General features: G+C 67.8%; 1 protein-coding gene. It reads right to left on the reverse strand.

The window, feature by feature from the left end:
- Positions 1–57 precede the first annotated feature (57 nt).
- Positions 58–16416 (reverse strand): BapA/Bap/LapF family large adhesin, encoded by a 16359-nt coding sequence (locus K4A76_RS04120; protein WP_274411621.1) that lies wholly within the window; start codon positions 16414–16416, stop codon positions 58–60.
- Positions 16417–16542 lie beyond the last annotated feature (126 nt).

Below are 16542 nucleotides of genomic sequence, written 5' to 3' on the forward strand. Positions count from 1 at the left end.
CCCTTACTGCTGGTCGTCCATGCCGCCGGGCGTTTGCCCGGCGGGTTTGCCGCGGCCTCAGACGACGTGAATGCCGTTCTGTACCCACAGGTGGTGGCTCGGGTCCTCCTGGGCCGTGTATTGGTTATAGTCGATCCCGTCGGCGGCCTGGTTGCCGACCAGGTTCCAGTTGTCAGTCATGTGCACCGAGTCATGGTTGTCGCCCTTGATGATCAACGTGTCGGTGCCGGTTTCGGTGATGGCCACCACGTCGGCCAGGTTGAGTGTCAGGGCCACCGCGCTGGTGTCGTTGAGGTCGATGGCCTCGATGCCGTGCACGCGGCCGACCAGGTTGCCTAGGTCGATGCTGACATCGCCGCCACCCCATTGCAGGGTGTCGGTACCCGTGCCACCGTCGACGCTGGCGAAGTTCTGGTCGACGATCACCAGGGTGTCGTCACCGGCACCACCTTCAAGCGTGATGTGCCCGCCCTGGCTGCCCACCAGGTGGTCGTTGCCGTCGCTGCCAGCAACCACATCGCTGACAGCGGCGACACTGGCCAGGGCGACTGCCTCTTCACCGCTGTCGGCCAGCAGCGACGTGGTGCTGACCAGGCCAGCGGCATTGTCCAGGTTGATGGTCAACGTTGCCGTGTCGGTACTGCCGTTAGGGTGGGTCAGCTCGTAGGTGAAGGTATCGTGCTGGCCGACCGCTGCGGCGCTGACCCCCGAGTTGAGGGTGTAGGTGTAGCTGCCATCGGCCTGCACCAGCAAGGTGCCATAGGTGCCCGCCACGCTCACCCCGTTGTAGCCGGGTATGGTGTAGGTGTTGGCTGCGGTCATTACGCTCAGCACGGTCAGTGCCGAACCCAGGGTATCGTCCGCCAGCAGGTTGCCGGTGGCCGCCGTAGCGCCACTGACCACGAACTCGTTCAGGTGCGTGGTGGTGGCATTGACACTGGTGGTGATCGAGCTGGCCAGGCCAATGCCGCCAGCGGTCACCCGCACGTGGTAGGTGCCTGCGCCCTGGTTCTGGAAGGTATACCCTGCGCCCCCGCCCAACAGGCTGATCAACGAGCCACCGCCTACCGATTGCACCAGCACGTACTGGCCCGTGGCCGGGTTGAGCTTGAGCAGTTCAAGGGTGGTGCCGTTGAGCAGGCTCAGCAGGTTGGCGGAATTGAGTACCACTTGCAGGTTAGCCGTGGTATCGGCAGCCACTGTAGTGGTGTAAGTGGCCTGGCGGCTGCCGATCAACGGCAGGGTCAACGAGCCCAGCGTACTGCTGCTGGTGTCTACCCGGTTGGCCAGGGTGAGGTTGCTGAAGCCTACGTCGTTGACTGCGTCAAGTACCGTGGCTGGCGCCGCGTAGTTACTGTCGCTCCAGACTTCCGTGGCTTGTGGGCTATCGATGCGCACATACAAATTGGCGCTGTCGGACAGACCGTTGGGGTGCACCAGCTGGTAGCTGAACACATCCACTTTGCCGACGCTGGCGGGGCTGCCGTTTGGCGTGTAGGTGTAGCTGCCGTCGCCGCGAATCACCAGCGTGCCGTACAGGCCTTGCACCGTGGTGGCACTGCCGGCCGAGACGTAGCTGCCCCCTTTGAGCACCTGCAGCACCGCGGCGCTGTCCGGGCCCCGCGCATCCACCACTCCATCGGTGCCCACGTCGGTGATGACGTTGCCAGAGGTGGCTGTGCCAGTACCGGTGAACTCGGTCAGGCTGGTGGAGGTGATATCCAGCGAGGTGCTGACATTGGTGATCAGGCCAATGCCGCCGCTGCCCACCGTCAGGCGGTAATCGCCCGCCTGCAGCACCCCGATGTCGACTCGCAGGCCTTGGCCCAACGGCAACAGGATCAGGTCCAGCAAGCCCTGGCTGTTACCGGTGGCCAGCGTGACCCAGGTTCCGCTGGCATTCTTCACCTGCAGGGTGAAGGTGGTGTTGTCCAGCAGGGCCAGTGCACTGCTGGTGGTCAGGGTCAGCGTGGGGTCGGCCGTGGTGCCGGCGGCTACCGTCCAGGTGTAGGTCTTGGTGAACCCCGCCAACAGGGTGGTGAAGCTGTCGGTGTAGGTCCTGCTGGCGGTGACCGCGGCCAGGTCGACCGTCGCCGTGGCGAGGTTATCGCTGGCGATGACCGGGGCGTTGGCATCCACATCCGGCGCAGTGATGCTGGCGTTGCCCGACACGTTGCCGCGTGGATCGCTCAGTGTCACCGCAAGCACCTGCCCGTTGTCCTGAGGGGGGCTCAGGGTCACGGTAAAGCTGCCATCGGCTTGCACGGTGGCGGTTTGCAGCACAGTGCCGCTGGCGCTGCGCACGGTCACGGTGGCGCCCACTTCACCGGTACCGGTCAGGGTGCTGCCGTCGGCACTGATCGCCAGGTTGGCGGCCGCAGCAGGTGGGGTCAGGTCCGGGGCGGTCAGCGTGGTACCGGTAGACACATTGCCAGCACTGTCGGTGAGGGTGACGCTCAGTGCCTGGTTGTCGATCTGCGCGGCATTCAGGCTGACCACGAACAGGCCGGTGCTGCCCACGGTTGCCGTACCCAGCACGGTCCCGGCACTGTTGCGCACGGTAACCGTGCTGCCAACCTGGCCAGAGCCACTGACCATTGTGCCGTTGGTATTGATGGTGGCCAGCGGCGCCGCCGGCGGGGTGGTGTCCGGAGCGTTGAGGTTGACGCTGCTGGACAGGTTGCCCGCAGCGTCCGCCTGGCGCACCACCAGCAATTGCCCGTCGTTCTGAGGCGTGGTCAAAGTGACGCTGAAGGTGCCGTCGGCTTGCACCACTGCACTGCCCACCGGACCGTTGGCGCCTTGCACGGTGACGGTGGCGCCGGCTTCACCATTACCGGTCACCACAGTCCCCGCGCCGTTGATGGTGACATTGGTCGGTAGCGCAGGCGGTTGCAGGTCGGCAGCGGTGTAGCGGGTGCTGCCGGATGTATTGCCCGCAGCGTCGGCCTGGCTCACCGCCAAGACCTGGCCATTGAGCTGCGCGGCGTTGAGGTTGACGGTGTACACGCCACCGCCATTGACCACGGCGCTGCCGAGCACGTTGCCACCGGCATCGCGCACGGTCACCGTGGCACCGGCCTCGCCGGTACCGCTCAGCACCAGGCCGTTGGTCGACAGGCTGGTCACCAGTGGGTCGGTCGGTGCGGTGGTATCAGCTGCCTGCAAGAAGGTGGGTTGCGACTCGCCGCCCACCAACGCCACGGCGGTGACCTGCAGGTACTCGCCGTTGAGCTGCGCCGAGTTGAGCGTCAGCGTAAAGGTACCGTTCAATGTCGCGCCACCGGTACCGATCAGGTTGCCTGCGGCATCGTACACACGGATGCCGACGCCGCTGGGCGCGTTACCTGTCAAGGTCAGGCCGTCGCTGCCCAGCGTCACGTTGGTCGGCGGTACTGGCGGAGCCACCAGCGGTGTGACATAGGTCGCCACCGCCGACGTATTGATGCCGTCGGACTGCGTGATGGCCAGCGTTGCCAGCGAGCCTGCTGCCGGCGTCAGGGTGATCTGGAAGTTGCCAGCGGCGTCTACCGTGCCAGTCCCTAGCACGCTGCCGCCCAGGCTGACGGTGACCGTGGCATTGGCCTCGCCCTTGCCGGTGAGCACGTTGAAGGTGTTGTTGATTGCCAGGTTGGTCACCAGGTCAGGTGGCGAGGTGTCGTTGGCCTGGTAGGGCGCAGCAACCGAGACGTTGCCGGCGTCATCGGTAGACACCACGCTGAGCAACTGGCCATTGTTCTGCGCCGGGCTGATGGGCACGGTGAAGCGCCCGTCGGCACCGACCTCCACCTGGCCCACGAGGGTGTTGTCCGGGCCACGCACGGTGATCAGCGTGCCGGCCTCGGCAGTGCCGGTCATCGACGTACCGGCCGGGTTGAGCAGCAAGTCGCTTGGCTGCACCGGTGCGGTGAGGTCGGGGGCGCTCAGCTCCAGGGGGGCCGACGGGTTACCGGTGGCGTCCTGGGCAATGATGGTCAGCGTTTCGCCGTTGATCTGAGGCTGGCTCAAACCGAGGACGAAGGTGCCATCCAGGTCGACCGTCACCTGGCCCAGCAGGTCACCGTTGTTGTTTATCACCGTGACCCGGGTACCGGCCTCGGCGGTGCCGATCAACTGGGTACCGCTGTCGTTGATGCTGGCAATGACGATGGCCGGCGGCGTTACGTCGACTGCCGTGACGGTACTGATCGGCGACACGTTGTCACTGGCGTCGGTGAGGGTTACCTGCACCTGCTGGCCATTGAGCTGGGCGGTGTCCAGGCCGACGCTGAAGGTGCCGTCGGCAGCGACCGTGGTGGTGCCGATTTGCGTTGTACCCACATAGACGCGCACCGTGGTACCCGCTTCGCCAACCCCGGCCAGCACATCGCCTGCCGCATTGAGCCGCAACTCGGTTGCAGCCGCGGGGGGCGTGAAGTCCGGCGCCTGCACGCTGACGGGCGCGCTGACGTTGCCGGGCGGATCGGCCTGCAGTACTGACAGCACCTGGTTGTCGATTTGTGCAGGCGACAACACGACGCTGAAGCTGCCGTCGGCCAGCACCGTAGCGGTTCCCAGTACGCTACCGGCGGCGTTGCTCACAATCACGGTGGCGCCGGCCTCACCCAGGCCAGTGACCACACTGCCGTCGGCGTTGATCGCCACCTGGGTGAGCGGGGCAGGTGGGGTGAAGTCCGGGGTCTGCAGGGTCGCTGCTGCCGACACGTTACCGGCGGCGTCGGCCTGGGTGAAGCTGAGCAGCTCGGCATTGCCCAGTGCCGGGTTCAGGGTAATGGTGAAGTGCCCGCTGGCATCGACGATGGCGCTGCCGATCGGGGCGCCGCTCGGGTCGGTCACGGTCACCTCGGCGCCGACTTCGCCGCGGCCGGTCAGGGTGACACCATCGCCGGAAACCGCCAGGTCGCTCGGCGCCGCAGGTGGTGTAGTGTCTGGCGCGGTGATGGTGCTGGCGGCCGACTGGTTGCCGGCCGCATCGGTCAGAAGCACCTGTAGCGGCTGACCGTTGGCTTGCGGCGAGGCGAGCACGACCTGGAAGCTGCCGTCGGCGCGCACTACGGCCGTGCCCAGCACGCTGCCATCGGCAGCCATTACCCACACGCTGGCGCCGGCCTCGCCGCTACCGTTAAGCAGGCTGCCGCCCCCGGCGAATGCCAGGTCTGCGGCGGCATCCGGTGCCACGCGGTCGGGGGCAGTGATGCTCACGCTGTTGGACTCGTTGCCGGCCGCATCGGCCTGGCTGGCGCTGAGCTGTTCGCCGTTGAGTTGGACGCTGCCCAGGGTGACGCTGAAGTTGCCGCTGGCATCGACCACTGTCGTGCCCAGGTCGATACCGCCTTCACCGACCACGGTAACGGTGGCGCCTGGTTCGCCGCGCCCGGTCAGGACCAGGCCGTCGCTGGACAGCACCAGGTTGCTGAGCGGTTGTGGCGCCGTAGTGTCCGGCGCCTGCAAGGTGGCCGGCAGCGACAGGCTGCCATCGCTGGCCATTGCGCTCACATGCAGCACTTCGCCATTGGCCTGGGCACTGCCCAGGTTGACGGTGAAGGTGCCGTCGTTGGCGACCGGGCTGCTGCCTAACACCGCGCCGTTGGGTCCGTAAACAGTGACCGTGCTGCCCGCTGTAGCGGTGCCGGTGACCGATAGACCGTCTACAGCCAGCACCAGGTTGTCTGGCGTGGCGGGGGCCAGAATGCCCGGCGCAGTCACGTTTTGCTCAGGCGAGGCGTTTTGCGCGGCATCGGTTTGCACAACGCCCAGGCGTTCACCGGTGAGCGCCGCAGGTGACAAGGCCACGCTGAAGCTGCCATCGGCGGCCACGGTTGCGGTACCCAGTACGGTTGCGTCCGGGGCGCGTACGGTGACCGTCGCACCTGCTTCGCCCTGGCCGGTAAGGGTCGCGCCGTCGGCAGACACCGCCAGGTTGCTGACCGCCGCGGGCGGCGTGGTATCGGCGGCCGTGTACGGCGCCGCTGGCGATACATTGCCCGCCGCATCGGTGGCGGTTACCTGCAGGGTCTGGCCGTTGGTCTGGGCACTGTTCAACGTGACCTGGAAAGTGCCATTGCTGCTGGCCACCGCGCTGCCCAGCACACTGCCGCCGGCATCGCGGACGGTCACGGTGCTGCCGGCTTCGGCGTTACCGGTCAGTTGCAGCCCGGTCGCCGACAGGGCCAATGCCGTGGGTGCTGCTGGCGGGGTGAAGTCCGGTGCGGTCACCGCCACGGCGCTGGAGGTGTTGTTGCCGGCATCGGTCTGGGTCACGCTCAGTTGCTGGGCGTTGAGCTGGGCAGTGGTCAAGGTCAGGCTGAAGCTGCCGTTGGCCGCGACCAGGCCGGTGCCGATGATGGTGCCGTCAGGCCCGCGCACGGTCACGCTGGCGCCGGCTTCGCCCAGGCCACTGAGGGTCAGGCCGTTGTTGTTCAGCACCACATTGGTCAGCGGTGCTGGCGGGGTCAGGTCTGGCGTGGCCACGGTCACAGCTGGCGAGGTATTGCCGGCGGCGTCTATTTGCGCCACGCCAATGGCCTGACCACTGTTTTGCGGCGTGTCGAACGTCACGGTGAAGCGGCCATCGGCGCCCACCGTAGCGCTACCCAGCACAGTACCGGCGGCATTGCTGACCTGTACCGTAGCGCCCACTTCACCGCTACCGGAAAGCTGCCTGCCGTCGGCACTGAGCAGCGGGTCGACAATGGCGGCAGGTGGCGTGCGATCCGGGGTAGCCAGGCTGGCGGGGCCTGATACGTTGCCTGCGGCATCACTGAGGGTGACCTGCAACGGGCTGCCGCTGACTTGCGCGCTGGGCAGGGTGATCTGGAACTGGCCGCTTTGGTTGACGGTGCCGGTAGCCAGAATGGCGCCACTGGCATCGCGCACAGTGACACTGGCACCGGCTTCGCCCTGGCCGCTGACCACGGTGGCGGCGGCGTTCAGGCTGAGGTTGCTGGCGGCGGCAGGGGCCTGTAGGTCAGGTGCCTGCAGGCTGGCGGCCAGCGACACGTTACCCGCAGCATCGGCCTGGGTGACGATCAGGTTCTGGCCGTTGGCGGCCGCCGGCGACAGGGTGATGCTGTACAGGCCATTGCTGCCGACCACGCCGCTACCCAGCACATTGCCCTGGGCGTCGGTGACCCGCACGTTGGCGCCCACTTCGCCTTGGCCGGTCAGCGTGCTGCCGGTGCGGTCGATGGTGGCGCTCGGGGCTTCGGGTGCAGTGGTATCGTTGGCGACCACGGTGGCCGGTACCGATGGCTGGCCGTCGGTGCCTATCCGTGCGCTGACCTGCAAGGTCTGTGCATTGAGCTGAGCGTTGCTGAAGAACACCCGGAAGACACCATCGCTGCCCACCGTCGCGGTGCCCAGCGTGGTACCGGCGGATGTCACGGTGATCAACGCACCCACGGTACCGGTACCCGTCAGCACGAAGCCGTCGGCGCTGATGGCCAGGTCCGCCGGGGTGGCCACTTCGCTGCCGGTCGGACCAGTCAGGGTCACACCGTCGGATTCGTTGCCGGCCGGGTCGATGACCACCACGCTGACCTCTTCGCCAGCGGCCAGCGGCGGGTCGACCGGCACCACGAAGGTACCATCCGGCCCTGCGGTGGTGGTGCCGCGGTCACTGTTGTCCGGGTTACGGATGACCACGGTGCTGCCCGGCTCTGCAGTGCCGCCAACGCTGCTGCCGTCGGGGCTCACAGTCACGCCGCTGGCAGGTTCCGGGTCGGTGGTGTCGGGTGCGGTAACGGTAACCGGTGCCGAGCTGTTGCCCGCCGGGTCGGTGACGATCACGGTCACGCTTTCGCCGTTGTTCTGCGGGGTTGGCAGTGGCACGTTGAAGCTGCCGTCGGGGTTCACTTCAACCGTGGTTTCCACGCCTGCGCCGTCACGCACCGTCACGGTATCAGCGCCCGGTGCATTGCCGCTGACCGTGCTGCCGTCTTCGCTGACCACCACCCCGGTGGGCAAGGCCGGCGGGGTGAGGTCGGGTGCAGTGATCGGGGTGCTGCCGGAGACATTGCCCGCCACATCGGTCAAGGTCACCTGCAGCGCCTGGCCATCGAGCTGGGCCGGGCTGATCGCGACAATGAAGCTGCCGCCAACCGGCACCACCACGCTGCCCAGCAGGTCGCCGGCGGCGTTGCGTACCTCAACGGTGCTGCCTGCTTCGCCCGTACCCTGAAGGGTGTCGCCGCCCGCGCTTATGGTCAGGCCACCCGGTGCTTGCGGTGCGGTGCTGTCGTCGGCAGTGAACGCCACGGATGGCGACGTGTTGCCGCCAGCATCGACCACTACCACCGACACGGTTTCGCCGTTGGTCTGGGCGGGGGCCAGGGGCACGCTGAAGCTGCCGTCCTCTTCCACCTGCGCGGAGCCCAGCAGGTCGCCAGCGCCGTTGCGCACCTCCACGGTACTGCCTGGTTCGGCCTGGCCGGTGAGTGCCGTGCCCGTGCCATTGATGCCTAGGCCTTCAGCGGCTACCGGAGCTTCCAGGTCCGGCGCGGTGACGCTGCCGGCGGTGGAGGTATTGCCGGTCGCGTCCGCCTGGGTGACGGCCAAGGTCTGGCCATTGAGCTGCGGTGGGTCGATGGTCACCTGGAAGCTGCCGTCCGTTTGTACCGTGGCAGTGCCCAGCACGGCGCCGCCGGCGCCGGTCACGGTTACCTGCGCCCCCGGCTCGCCGCTACCGCTCAGGCTGCCACCGTCACCCGCCAGTACCAGGCCGGTGGGTGTGTCGGGGGCCTGGGTATCCGGTGCCGACAGATCGACCGCGGTCGACAGGTTGCCACTGGCGTCGCGCTGCTCGACGGTCAGGGCCTGACCGTTGGTTTGCGGGGTATCGAGGCTGATTTCGAACGCACCACCGGCGCCTACCACGATGCTGCCCAGTACGCTGCCGTCCGGCCCGCGTACGGTCACGGTCGCACCCGGTTCACCGTTGCCGGTGACCGTGACGCCGTCGCCATCGATGGCCGGGTTGGTCACTGCTTGCGGCGGGGTACTGTCTGGTGCGGTGAAGTCCACTGGCCCGGCGCTGTTGCCTTGGCTGTCGGTGGCTTCCACGGTCAGGCTTTCGCCATTGCGCTGCGGTGCGTTGAGGGTGACGTCGAAGCGCCCGTCCCCGCCCACGGTGGCGGTCCCCAGCACATTGCCGTCGGCATCGCGCACGGTGACCAGCGAGCCGCTCTGGCCCTGGCCGGTGAGGTGGATGCCGGCGCTGTCGATGGCCAGACCCGACGGTTGCAGCGGGCCATCCAGGTCAGGTGCGATAACGGTGGCGGTCGAGCTGTTGCCAGCGGCGTCACGCAGCACCACGTCCAGCTCCTGGCCATCGGTTTGCGCCGGGTTCAGGACCACGCTGATCACGCCATCGGCGCCCACCTGGGCATTGCCCAGTACGTTGCCCTGGGCGTCCACCACCTGCACGCTGGTGCCGGGTTCGCCACGGCCGGTCAATACGCTGCCATCGTTGCTCAGTTGCAACTCGCTGGCCTCGTTGGGCGGGGTGATGTCCGGTGCGCCGATCTGGGTCGGCAGTGAGCTGTTGCCATCCGCGTCGATGGCTACCACATCCAGCAGCTCGCCGTTCGCCTGGGCAGGGCTGAGGGGGATGTTGAAGCTGCCGTCGTTGCCGACTTGCACGCTACCCAGCACACCGCCTTGGGCATCCCGCACTTCCACCAGGCTGCCAGCCGGGGCCGTACCACTGATGGCGCTGCCATCGGCAGCTACCACCAGCCCCGTCGGGCTGTCCGGCACGGCAATGGCCGGTACGGTGACCGTCAGGGCAACCGAAGGGTTGCCGGCGGCATCGGTCTGTTGCAAGGCAATGGCGTCGCCTGCGGCCAGTGGGCTGTCGAGGTCGATCAGGAAGGTGCCATTCGCTGCGACCACCCCGGTGCCGATCACGTTGCCATTGCCATCCCGGATTTCTACCGTGGCACCCGCTTCACCGCGGCCGGAAACGACCAGGCTGCCAGCACCCAGCACCACATTGCTGATAATGCCGGGCGGGGTGATGTCCGGGGTTACGTAGCTCAACGGCAGCGAGGTGTTGCCTGCGGCGTCGGTCACCTCCACGCTGACGGTTTCGCCATTGGCCTGCGCCGGGTCGAGGGTGAGGCTGAAACTGCCATCCGCTTCGGCGAGGGTACTGCCGATCACGTTGCCAGCAGCGTCGCGTACCTCTACCCGGGCACCGGCCTCGGCATTGCCGGTCAGGCTGACGCCATCGACCAGCGCCAGGTCGGTGGGTTGCAGTGGCGCCACCTGATCCGGTGCGGTCAGCGGGCTTGGGCTGGACACGTTGCCAGCAGCATCGGTCAAGGTCACTTGCAGTGACGAGCCATCCACCACCGGGGTGGGCAGGGTAACGTTGAAACTGCCGTCCTGCTGCACGGTGCTGCTGGCCAGCAGTTGGCCTTGGTCGTTGCGTACCTCTACGGTGGTGCCGGCTTCGCCGCGGCCGGAGACGGTGCGGCCGTCATTGCTGATCGCCAGGTTGGTGGCAGGCTCTGGTGGCGTGGTGTCGCCGCCGTTGTCGATGACCGGTGCGGTAAGGCTGCCCGCCTGCGAGGCATTGCCGGCTGCGTCGGTGGCAACCACTTGCAACTGTTCGCCCGCCACCTGGGCAGGGCTAAGGGTGATTTCAAACGCACCACTGGCGCCCACCACCACAGTGCCAAGTACGGTGCTGCCATCGGCCGCCAGCACGCGCACGGTGCTGCCAGGTTCGGCACGGCCGCTGACGGCGGTGCCGTCGGCGGTAATGGCCAGTTCGCTTGGCGCCACCGGTGGCGTGATGTCTGGTGCGCTGACCTGTACCGGCAGCGACGAGGTGCCGTTGTTGTCGATGGCTACCACATCCAGCAGTTGGCCATTGGCCTGGGCCGGGTTGAGGACCACGGTGAAGGTGCCTTCGGCGCCGACCACCACGCTACCGATCAGCGCACCCTCGGCATCATGCACTTCCACGCGGCTGCCCACGGGGGCCGAGCCACTTACGCTGGTACCGTTTTCGGCGACCACCAGGTCGCTTGGGCTGAGCGGTACGGTTACCAGCGGCACGTCATAGTCCAGCGCCAGCGAGGCGTTGCCGCTCGGGTCGGTCTGAACCAGGCTCAAGCGTTCACCCGGCAACGCGGCCGGGTCGAGGTCGAGCAGGAAGGTGCCGTTCGCGGTCACCACGCCGCTGCCGATCAGGGCGCCGTTGGCGTCGCGCACCTGCACGGTAGCGCCGGCTTCGCCACGCCCGCTCAAGGCCAGGCCATCGGCGCCGACCACGATATCGCTGACCTGCGCCGGCGCAGTGATGTCTGGCGCCTGGTACTGCAGTGGCGAGGAAATGTTGCCGGCAGCATCCACCAGGCGAATGTCCAGCACTTCGCCATTGGCCTGTGCTGGGGTCAGGGTCACGCTGAACGTGCCGTCGTCGTTGACCTGAGCGCTGCCCAGCAGGGTGCCCGCGGTATCGCGCACCTGCACGCTGGCGCCTGGCTCGCCGCTACCGCTAAGGGTGACGCCGTCGACCAGCGCCAGACCGGTGGGCTGCGCCGGCGCCTGCAGGTCCGGTGTTACCACCGACGCAGGGGCGGAGGCATTGCCGGCGGCGTCGGTCAGCACCACTTGCAAGGTGCTGCCGTCCTTGACTGCAGGTTCCAAGGCCAGGGTGAAGCTGCCATCCGGGTTGACCGTGCCGTTTGCCAGCACGTTGCCCTGGGCGTCGCGCACTTGCACGCTGGCACCGGCTTCACCGCGGCCGCTGAGCTGGGCACCGGCCAGGCCGACAAGCAGGTTGGTGGCGGCTTCCGGTGGCGTGTTGTCGCCACCGTCAATGTCTGGTGCGGTGACGGTGCCGGCCGTAGAAGCATTGCCGGCGGCATCGGTAGCGGTAACTTGCAGCACCTCGCCGTTCAACTGGGCGGGGTCCAGGGTAATGCTGAAGCTGCCGGTGGCACCGACTACCGCGGTGCCAAGCACAGTGGTGCCATCGGCCGCCAGCACGCGTACGGTGCTGCCAACTTCTGCGCGGCCGGTGACCACGCTGCCGTCGGCGCTGATTACCAGCTCGCTGGGGGTGACCGGTGGGGTGATGTCCGGTGCGGAGACCTGGGCTGGAAGGGACGAAGCACCGCTGCCATCGATGGCCACCACCTCCAGCAGTTCGCCATTGGCCTGGGCCGGGTTGAGAATGACCGTGAAGGTGCCGTCCTGGCCAACCTGCACACTGCCAACCAGCGTTCCGTCGGCGCCGTAGACCTCCACACGGCTGCCGGCCGGCGCGGCGCCGCTGATGCTGCTGCCATCTTCGGCGACTATCAGGTCGCTCGGGCTGGCAGGGGCAGGGGTGACCGGCACCTCGAACTGCAGCGCTTCGGAGGTATTACCGCTCGGGTCGGTTTGCACCAGGCTCAACTGAGCACCGGGCTGCGCGCCAGGATTCAGGTCGATCAGGAAAACGCCATTGGCAGCGACCACGCCGCTGCCGATCACGGTGCCGTCGGCATTGCGCACTTCAACGGTGGCGCCGGCTTCGCCACGCCCACTCAGCGCCAGGCCATCGGCACCGACCACGATGTCGCTCACAGCCGCCGGTGGCGTGGTGTCGGGTGCGGTGAATGCCAGCGGCATCGAGCTGTTGCCGGCAGCATCGACCAGGCGTACATCCAGGGCTTCGCCATTGGCCTGGGCAGGTGACAAGGACAGGCTGAACGCCCCGTCCGCACCGACCACGCCGCTGCCGATCACGGTGCCATCCGCATTGCGCACCTGCACGGTGGCGCCAGGTTCGCCACGGCCAGTGAAGGTGACGCCATCGACCAGGGCCAGGTCGGTCGGCTGGGCCGGGGCCTGCAGGTCCGGTGCGGTGACCGTGCCAGGTTGCGAAACGTTGCCGGCAGCGTCGGTCAGGGTCACTTGCAGGGCGCTGCCGTCGTCGACGGCTGGGCTCAGGGTGAGGACGAAGCTGCCATCCGGGTTGACCGTGCCGTTGGCCAGCACATTACCTTGGGCGTCACGCACCTCCACGCGGGTGCCGGGTTCGCCGCGACCGCTCAGCTGGCTGCCGGCCAGGCCGATCACCAGGTCTGTGGGTGCCAGCGGTGCGGTGTTGTCGCCACCGTCAATGTCTGGGGCGGTGACGGTGCCGGCCGCAGAAGCATTGCCGGCATTATCGGTAGCGGTAACTTGCAGCACCTCGCCGTTTACCTGGGCGGGGTCGAGGGGGATGCTGAAGCTGCCGGTGGCACCGACTACCGCGGTGCCAAGCACCGTGGTGCCGTCGGCCGCCAGCACGCGTACGGTGCTGCCGGCTTCGGCACGGCCGGTGAGCACGCTGCCGTCGGCGCTGATCACCAGCTCGCTGGGGGTGACCGGTGGGGTGATGTCCGGTGCGGAGATCTGGGCTGGCAGGGACGAAGCACCGCTGCCATCAATGGCCACCACGTCCAGCAGTTCGCCATTGGCCTGGGCGGGGTCGAGGGTGACGGTGAAGCTGCCATCGTCGCCTGCAACCCCACTGCCAAGCAGCGTGCCATTGGCATCATGGACCTCCACGCGGGTGCCGGCCGGCGCGGTGCCGCTGATGCTGCTGCCGTCTTCGGCAACCACCAGGTCGCTGGGGCTGGCGGGCGCAGGCGTGGTCGGCACCGCGAACTGCAGGGCCTCGGAGGCATTGCCACTCGGGTCGGTCTGCACCAGGCTCAGTTGCGCGCCGGGCTGCACGGCCGGTTCGAGGTCGATCAGGAAGGTACCGTTAGCGCTGACAACGCCGCTGCCGATCACGGTGCCGTCGGCATCTCGCACTTCAACGGTGGCGCCGGCTTCACCACGCCCACTCAGTGCCAGGCCGTCGGCGCCGACCACGACGTCGCTTACGGCAGCCGGTGGCGTGGTGTCGGGTGCGGTGAATTCCAGCGGTATCGAGCTATTGCCAGCAGCATCGACCAAGCGCACATCCAGGGCCTCGCCATTGGCCTGGGCAGGTGACAAGGACAGGCTGAACGCCCCGTCCGCACCGACCACGCCGCTGCCGATAACGGTGCCAGCCGCGTCGCGCACCTGCACGGTGGCGCCGGGCTCGCCGCGGCCATTGAAAGTGACCCCACCAAGCAGGGCCAATTCGGTTGGCGGCGCAGGTGGCTGCAGGTCGGGTGAGGTGACCGAGCCGGGGGGCGACTGGTTGCCGGCAGCATCGGTCAGGGTCACTTGCAGGGCACTGCCGTCGTTCACCGGCGGGTCCAGGGTGATGGTGAAGCTGCCGTCGGCACCTACGCTGCCGGTGGCCAGGATATTCCCGGCCGCATCACGGACTTGCACGCTGGCGCCCGGTTCGCCACGCCCGCTCAGCTGGCTTCCGGCCAGCGCCATGGCCAGGTCGGTCGGCGCTGCTGGTGGTGTGGTATCGACCCCATCGAGGTCCGGCGCGGTCACCGCGCTGGTGGCTGAGGTGTTGCCCGCCGCATCGGTGGCGGTGGCTTGCAGCACTTCACCGTCGGTTTGTGGTGGGGCCAGCTCGATGCTGAACACCCCGGTCGGGCCGACCACGGCGCTGCCCAGCTCGGTACCATCGGCAGCCACGATGCGCACGGTGCTGCCGGGTTCGGCGCGGCCGGTGATCACGCTGCCGTCGGCACTGACTGCCAGCTCGGCAGGTGCCGCGGGTGCCGTGATATCGGGTGCGGTGATCTGGGTGGGCACGGAGGACACGCCCTCGGCATCGAGGGCCAGTACGTTCAGCAGTTCGCCGTTGGCCTGGGCAGGGGTGAGCTCGATGCTGAAGCTGCCGTCGGCGTTGGCTACGGCGCTGCCAATCAGCGTGCCGCTGGCATCGCGTACTTCCACTCGGCTGCCGGCAGGGGCGCTGCCCGTGAGGGTAGTGCCATCGGCATCGATGGCCAGCCCGCTGGGGCTGGCCGGGGCAGTGGTGAGCGGTACATCGTACTCGACGGCCACCGAAGCATTGCCGCTGGGGTCCACTTGCAGCAGGGTCAGCTGGTCGCCGGGTTGCACGGCCGGGTCGAGGTCGATCAGGAAGGTGCCGTTGGCCGTGACCACGCCACGACCTAGCAGGTTGCCGTCGGCATCCCGCACTTCCACAGAAGCCCCGGCTTCACCATGGCCACTGAGGCGGGTGCCGCCCGCACCGACCAGGATATCGCTGACGGCATCCGGCGCAGTAATGTCCGGGGCGTTGAATTGCAGGGGAGGCGAGCTGTTGCCGGCGGCGTCGACCAGGCGTACGTCAAGCGCCTCACCGTTGGCTTGGGCAGGGGACAGGCTCAGGCTGAACGTTCCGTCCTGGTTGACCACCGCCGAGCCGAGCAGGTTACCGGCAGCGTCCCGCACCTGTAAGGTGGCACCCGGTTCGCCGCGGCCGGTGAAGGTCACGCCGTCCGCCAGTGCCAGGTCGGTGGGCTGTGCCGGTGGCAGCAGGTCGGGCGACGTCACTGCGCCTGGCTGCGACACGTTGCCGGCAGCGTCGGTAAGGGTGACTTGCAGGGTGCTGCCATCATTGACGGCCGGGTCCAGGCTAATGGCGAAGGTGCCATCCGCGCCGACGGTGCCGGTCGCGATGAGCGTGCCTGCGGCATCACGCACCTGCACGGTGCTGCCGGCTTCGCCACGGCCGCTGAGCTGGCTGCCGGCCAGGCCGATGGCCAGGTCGCTCGGCTGGTCGGGGGCCGTGGTGTCGGGCGTGTCGATATCTGGCGCGTTGATGCTGGCCGGCGGTGAAACATTGCCGGCGGCGTCGCTGGCACTGACCTCCAGGGCCTGACCATCGGTTTGCGCAGGTTGCAGGGTGATGCTGAACTGGCCGTCGGCGCCGGCTACGGCAGTGCCCAGCACTGCGCCGTCGGCCCCGCGTACGGTTACCGTCGAGCCGGCTTCGGCGCGGCCGGTCAGGCGCAGGCCATCGGGCGATACCAACAGGTCGATGGGCGTGGCCGGTGGGGTGGTGTCCGGGTCGGCGCCACCCCCGCCACCGCCACCCCCGCTGCCGGCCGCCGCCGCCGCACCGCCGGCACCGAGCAGGCTGAGCCCGGCAATCGCCCAGGTGGGCATGGCGCTGCCAGCGGTACCCAGGCCTGCAACCAGCTCATCCAGGGAGTTTACGTCTTCGAAGGTGAAGCCCTCGAATGCCGCCGCATTGTACTGGGCGTGCCACAGGGTGCCGTCCTCGCCAACGAAGACAATGTCGCTGCCGACACCGGCCTGGTCCACTGCGAAGAAATTGCCGATGGTGATTTTTTCCCCGGACTTGAGGGTGAGGACCAAGTCCTGCCCGCGCTGGGTGACGGTGGCCAGCTGATCGGGAGCCACGGGCATCTGCACGACGCCTGGCCCTTTGAGATTGATATTGCCCCAGGCGCTCTGAGTGGCGACTTCAGTTTGCTTATCGGCGACGACGATGTTGTCCATGGATGCTCCCTGCTGGTGTCCGGAACCCCCAGCCCGTTATCGGGCTACAACCGCAGTAACAGGACCCGTGCAGGGGTGTTACGCACAGCCTCGACCAGGCAGCCGAGAGTGGGGTGGTTAGGGAGA

Origin of the sequence: Pseudomonas sp. NEEL19 (assembly GCF_028751975.1) — a bacterium.
In the GTDB taxonomy this organism is placed as follows: Bacteria; Pseudomonadota; Gammaproteobacteria; order Pseudomonadales; family Pseudomonadaceae; genus Aquipseudomonas; species Aquipseudomonas juntendi.

Excerpts from the sequence above, each read along its gene's own strand:
- K4A76_RS04120 (WP_274411621.1), bottom strand. The coding sequence starts at position 16,416 with ATGGACAACATCGTCGTCGCCGATAAGCAAACTGAAGTCGCCACTCAG.